The sequence below is a fragment of the Verrucomicrobiota bacterium genome, from assembly GCA_019247695.1.
Classification (GTDB): domain Bacteria; phylum Verrucomicrobiota; class Verrucomicrobiia; order Chthoniobacterales; family JAFAMB01; genus JAFBAP01.
Genome location: JAFBAP010000087.1, coordinates 1 through 6,090 on the forward strand (window position 1 = coordinate 1; position 6,090 = coordinate 6,090).

The window sequence follows — 6,090 nt, forward strand, 5'->3', positions numbered from 1 at the left end:
AGTTCTTTGCCCTTCCGCCGCCGGCCAGGCCGAACGGCGGATAAAGGGCAGCGTGCTCTCAGGTCAGAACCCAGGCCGGGTGCTGCTTTCGTGGTCCACCGAAGGCTCACCGGCCTTCGCCGTCAGCATCCGCCGGGAAGAAAGCAAAAGCATGGCAGCCACAACCGGAATCAGCACTAAACCGGTGTTGGCTTCGGGTACCACCGGCAGCGAACCGTTGCACGCAGGAGAATGGGTGAACGGTCCCGCCGGAGCGACCACAACCGGTTGGGTACCGGTTTTGGGAGTCGATCCGGCGTCGGCCGACAAATACGAGAACACGGCGGCAGCGCCGCCCGTCAGAAACGCCAGGGCGATTGCGGCCCAGACTTTCGAGAAGAGTTGAAGGAGGAAGGCAAATAAGGACTGCATGGCCTGAGTGTGGCAGCGGGTACGGCGGTTGGCTAATAACCTATTTGGTAGTTCTTACTGAAATTATGTAAGTTCTAATCGCGCCAGCAGGATGCAGCCTCGGATCTGCTCGGGAACCGGGGTCCGCTGCGAATTCACTGGCTGTGGTGAGCCGCCCGTCGTTGCCTGGGGAAAACTTCTCCCGGCACTGCAGATGCCCGGGCCGCCTTTTCGTTCCACTGCCTTCACCGGGAGAGACTCGAGCCCGCCCGGAAGTTTCCGCTCGGGCGCAAATTTCCGGGTGTTTTTAGAATAATTGTAGATTCTCGAAAATAAGTAGACCTTCGTTCCTGGACTTTGCCACCCTTTTCTGGTGCTTTGGTCCAGCGTAGTCCTTCGCCCGAATCCAGGGCAGGATCGCCCGAAGACTTCGAACCTCGGTAAATTGGAAGTTGGAAGTAACCAAGAAGTGACACTCAGGATGAAAATTGCAGTTCTATTTCCTCAGATCTGGAAGGTGGGCGCGGCGGGCCTTGCGACGTTGACGCTGTCCGGAACGGCCCGGATGAAGCCGGAAAGGGTTGGGCGCCTTGGTCGATGTGGGGCCTGACCAAAGAAAAGAACGCGGCCGGTCGAGACGTTTTTTCTGGTCTATGCGTCGCCGAGCCAAGTCTGAGGTTGATGACCGGCCCGAGCCGGGCGTTGGCGTTGGACCCGGTCTGCATTTTACCGAGGACAAGCAGATGGCTTTATACCGCTGGGAAGATTACCTGTGCACGAATTTAGGAAATTGTAAGCGGGCCGACCGGCGCGACATCATCGACCTGCCGCACGGAGCCACGCCGATCTGCCCGACCTGCGGCAGGCCGGTTATCCCTTTGCGCGCCCGTGAGATCGTTCTGGTTTCACCGCCATCGACGGTCCGTTCGCGTCCGGCGAAACGCCGGGGGCGCCGGCTGGCAGCCTCCTTCGTCCTCTTTCTCCTTGGGGTGTGCGGCGGTACCGTTGCCGTGCTGATGCATTCGCCGAGGGCGCGGACGGCGCAGGTGCGTCCATTGGAGCGGCTCTACCTGGCAGTGCCGGGCCAGGTGACCGCGCGCGCGGGCGACGCGTTGCAGGTTCCGATTATGGTCGGACCGGAAACGCCCGCCAATCTGGTTTTGAAGGTTGATGGTCCCCTGCCCCCTGGGGTGTCTCTGGACACCAAGGGGCGGCAGCTTTACGGGACAGTCCAAAACGCCGGCGTTTCGCCGATCATCCTTACGGCCCGCGCGCCGAATTATACGGGTGCGTCGGCCCAGATGACCATCGTCGTCAAGCCGGATCTGACTTCCGCCGCCGTTCTGGCGCTGCAGGTGCCTCCCGAGGTTGAAGGCCGGGTCGGCGCTCCCCTCGAAATCCCACTTGCCATCATTCCCGCCATGACCCCGGATGCGACCCTTACCGTGGTGGGGAAACTGCCCGCCGGGGTGTCTCTGGACAGTGCCGGCAAGCGGCTCCTCGGTACTCCCCGGGCTCCCGGTTCCTACGGTGTGATCGTCAAAGCCAGTGCCCCGGACTCCGCGCCGGCTCTCGCGGAGGTTACATTCACGATCGCGGACGCGCAGCCATCGCCGGCCCCAACCCCCATGGACGCGAAACCATCACCATCACCACCTCCCATGGGGACGGATAACGCCGTCGCCAAAGCCGATGCCGACCGGCCCAGGGCAGACGTATCCGGAACGCCTCCGGCCGCGCGATCGCACCGGGGGAGGCTCACCACCCGAAACGGGAAGTAAGTAAAATTCGGGTTTGGGCCTTCGGGGCCGGGCAAACGCCGCTGATCGGGTTCTCCTGGACTCGCGGCACCTTTCCGCTTGCGGTATTCCTCCCGCCAAGACTTTTTGCTTAAGCCGGCCGGGGTATGGCCGATCAGGCCGAAATGAGGGGAGGCGTTTCAGGCCTCCAGGGTTGCAGTGCTGAGCGCAGGCTGCCCCGTTCCGGGGCAGCCTGTACGGGCCGCGGGCCCCTTCCGGGCATTCTCAGGCCCTGGCGGCACCCGGGCCGGCCATTTCTCTTAGCGGCAATGGCGCCAAGTTCCTGGACGGGCGTGCTATCTTCCAGTACAACTCCCCATAATCCCGTGGCCCTGAAATCGGCTCGGATCAAGCCGTATGAACGACAATTCAATTCTGGTTCGATGCAAAAGCTGCCGTAGAGATACGCGTCACTTGCTGGTTGCGGATGCGGAACAGATTTGCGACGACGAACGTGGCGGTCGCCGGAGGGTCGTTTACCAACTGATTCGCTGCAAGGGGTGCGAAACGCTTTCATGCCGTGAAGTCCGGACGACCGTGGACCAGACCGGTGCGAATGGTGCGCCGGATGAGGTCACGCTTTATCCTCCGCGCGCCGCAGGTCACGAATGGCTGGAGCACATCCGGCATCTGCCCGGTCCGGTTGAGCGGGTGTACCGAGAGATTCTGGGCGCCATGAATGCCGGGCTGCCTTTGCTGGCCACCATCGGCTTGCGGACGCTCATCGAAGCGGTTTGCTACGATGCGCGGGCCAAAGGCAAGAACCTGGAGAGCTTGATCGATTCCCTCGCCGACCTGGGGGTGCTTTCAAAAGCGCAAGCGACAACGCTTTACAGCCCGCGGCTCGTCGGCAACCCGACGACCCACCAGATTACCGCCCCGGAATCTACCGAGCTTACGGCGGCTCTGAGAATCGCCGAAGCCATTCTCGAAACCCTGTACGTGATTCCGAGGCTTAAGCAGGACCTGCAGCAAACGAGCCGGGGCGGGCCGATGTCTGCCACGAGGCTCGAGCCATAGGCGACGGGACGCCGTTCCTGGAGCGCGCGATCGTAAGCCTGGATTGGACGGACGCGAGAAACTCGCGGCGGGCCGCGTCCACCGTTTCGCTGTCCTCCGGAGTCATTCCCGGTCTATACCATTCAGATAGGTATCTTGATAGAATGCCGGCCGGGTTTCAGCCCTGGAAGGGGGGGAGAACTTAGCCCAGGGTTTTACCCCACTCCCCTTTGGTTAAGGATACAAGGCCGGGCATTGCTTTGGTCCTGCAGGGACGGCTGAGGTTAGGCAAGTAGCTTTAGTGCCTGTGCCTGAGCGGGCGTTCCCCAGCAAGTTGCGTCCCGACGGGACGCGATCGTTCTTAAATGCCCCGTCCAGGGACTGAAGTCCCTGGCTAAGATCAGCCGTCCCTTCGGGACGAAAGCGCCCCCCTCCAGCGGCCCTTAACTAAATGGCAGTGGGGTAAACCCTGGGCTAAGTTCCTTTGGCCCTTCAGGCCATCAAACCGTCTGCCGGCCCGTTGGGCGTGGACGGTTTATACAGTCTAATAGGTTTAACGTCGGCAGTGCACCTGGGAAGGAAGGCAAGATTTTACCGGAAGTTCAACCCTTCGGAGGCCAGGTCTTCGCTCCTCTGATCCTCAACGACCACCACCGGACAGGGCGCACCGGCCACCCTCTCCGTGGCATGGTTGCGGCTGACCAGCGGGAGAAACCGCCCGAACAGGTCTGCCGGAAGCACCACTAGGTCGACATTACGTTGGGCCGCCGCCTCCAGGACCTGGGTGGCAAGATGGCCGTAAGCACTGCACAGGCCGATCTCGGGGCAACGTTGCCGCAGGTGCCAGAGCAAGCAGAGGAGCGAAAGCCGCCTTTGGTCCGGGTCCTCCGGAGAACTGCTCGTCTGGCCTCCGGCCAGGGACCGTAAATCACCTCCGTGCATAAGGGTGAGCCGTGGGTTGAATTGCTCGGTGAGTTCGACGGCAAGCTCGATGGCCCCCTGTGAAGTGGGATGCAGATCGGCCACCAGCAAAAGATGGTTCAGCTTCGAGATGGATCCCGAAGCCAAAGGTTGAGACCGGGAGACGCGCAGAAGGCGATCGATTACGTTTGGGGAGGAAGCGGGTTGCATAGACCGGGGCGTTTGGGTCGGAATCGGTGAGGTGGTCCGGGAGACAGGCTCGCATCTTAATTTTATTGATAATATAAAAAATTTTCAATAGCCTAATAAATAAAATCTGGCCTGCCCTGCCCTCCCGGTATTAGTGAATACTGAGTGGTTGTTGCCCGCGATTGGCGCGAGATTGACGAACGGAGTTGTTATGTTGAACCCAACGGGATCTGAGGCCCTCTCACCATCGAAAGCGCACCCTGACGCGCAAGAGGCTTTGCGGCAGAGTGAAGAACGCTTCCGGCTGCTGGTCGAAGGGGTTCAGGACTACGCGATTTTCATGCTGGACACGACCGGTCACATTGCGAGTTGGAATATCGGGGCTGAGCGTCTCAAAGGGTATTCGGGTCAGGAGATTCTCGGCCGGCACTTCTCGATTTTCTACCCTCCGGATGCGCTCGCGGCCGACAGGCCGGCGTGGGAGCTGAAAAACGCGTTGGAGTTCGGGCGCATCGAGGATGAAGGTTGGAGGGTTCGCAAGGACGGCACTCGGTTCTGGGCCAACGTCGTAATCACGGCGATTTATAATAAGGAACGCGTCCTGCAGGGATTCGCCAAGGTTACCCGGGACATGACCGAGCGCAGGAAAATCGAGCTGTTGCAGGAAACCGACCGCCAGAAGAACGAGTTTCTCGCCTTGCTGGCTCATGAGTTGCGCAACCCGCTCGCGCCGATCCGCAACACCCTGCACATCCTCGGGCTGCCCGGAGTAGACCCGGCCAGGACCGAGCGGGCGCGGGTGATGGCCGAACGGCAAGTGCATCACATGGCCCGGCTCCTGGATGATCTGGTCGATCTGGCCCGGATCAACCAAGGCCGGTTTGACATTCGCAAAGAGGTGCTCGACATCAATTCCGTCGTCGAACACGCGGTGGCGGCTGCGCAGCCCGAATGTGAGGAACGCGAGCAGCACCTCAGCGTGAGCTATCCCGAGCAGCCGGCCTTGGTCTATGGGGACCGCACGCGGCTGGAGCAGGTCGTCGGAAACCTGCTGAACAACGCCAGCAAGTACACCAACCGGGGCGGCCGGATCTGGGTGGCCGTGGGTGTGACGAACAAAGAGGTCAAAATTCGGGTCCAGGATTCGGGAATCGGCATCGAACCCATGATGATCCCGTTGATCTTCAACCTCTTCGTGCAGGGGGAACGCAGGCTGGACCGGTCCATCGGCGGCCTGGGCATCGGGCTGACCCTCGTCAGGCAATTGATCGAACTGCACGGGGGCAACGTGCACGCTTTCAGCCCTGGGATCGGTAAGGGAAGCGAGTTCGTGATAGGCCTACCGGTGGTCTCACAAGACCATAAGCCGGAGCTGGAGCCCCCGTCATCAGCCGCGGCCCGACCCGCCGGGCCGGCCGATCTGCGGGTATTGATCGTTGACGACAACGCTGATTCAGCCGACTGCCTGGCCATCGTGGTGCAGCTGCAGGGGTATGCCTGCCAGGTTGCATACGATGGGCCGACGGCGCTGACGCTCGCCTCGAGGTTTAAGCCGCACGTCGTGTTACTCGACATCGGGCTTCCCGGTATGGACGGCTACGAAGTGGCCTGCGGATTGTGGAAGCGACCGGAAACCAAGGACGCGATGCTGATCGCCATGACCGGCTGGGGACAAGAAGCGGACCGGGGCAAATCCACGGATGCAGGTTTCGCACGGCATCTGGTCAAGCCGGTGGATCCGGCGACGCTGGAGACGGTGCTGGCTGAGATCGCCGCGAAGGTAACGGGTAAC

5 protein-coding genes are annotated in these 6,090 nt (G+C 61.3%); 3 read left to right on the forward strand and 2 right to left on the reverse strand.

Features of this window, described 5'->3' with window-relative positions; genetic code table 11:
* Window positions 1–63: 63 nt before the first annotated feature.
* On the reverse strand, window positions 64–411 hold the full coding sequence (locus tag JO015_09670) for a hypothetical protein (protein MBV9999366.1): 348 nt from the start codon (window positions 409–411) through the stop codon (window positions 64–66).
* A gap of 722 nt (window positions 412–1,133) precedes the next feature.
* On the opposite strand from JO015_09670, the gene JO015_09675 reads away from it, so the two are divergent.
* Both JO015_09675 and JO015_09680 read left to right on the forward strand, forming a co-directional pair.
* The gene (locus JO015_09675) at window positions 1,134–2,171 is read left to right on the forward strand and encodes a hypothetical protein (protein MBV9999367.1); all 1,038 of its coding nucleotides are present in this window, start codon (window positions 1,134–1,136) and stop codon (window positions 2,169–2,171) included.
* 375 nt (window positions 2,172–2,546) lie between these two features.
* Window positions 2,547–3,209, forward strand: coding sequence for a DUF4145 domain-containing protein (locus JO015_09680; protein ID MBV9999368.1), 663 nt, complete (start codon window positions 2,547–2,549; stop codon window positions 3,207–3,209).
* A 570-nt stretch (window positions 3,210–3,779) separates the two neighbouring features.
* Here JO015_09680 and JO015_09685 read toward each other — a convergent pair.
* Complete coding sequence (locus tag JO015_09685) at window positions 3,780–4,319, reverse strand: universal stress protein (protein ID MBV9999369.1); 540 nt, start codon at window positions 4,317–4,319, stop codon at window positions 3,780–3,782.
* A 190-nt stretch (window positions 4,320–4,509) separates the two neighbouring features.
* On the opposite strand from JO015_09685, the gene JO015_09690 reads away from it, so the two are divergent.
* Window positions 4,510–6,090, forward strand: a 1,581-nt coding sequence (locus JO015_09690) for a PAS domain S-box protein (protein ID MBV9999370.1), incomplete at its 3' end; no start/stop codon positions are given.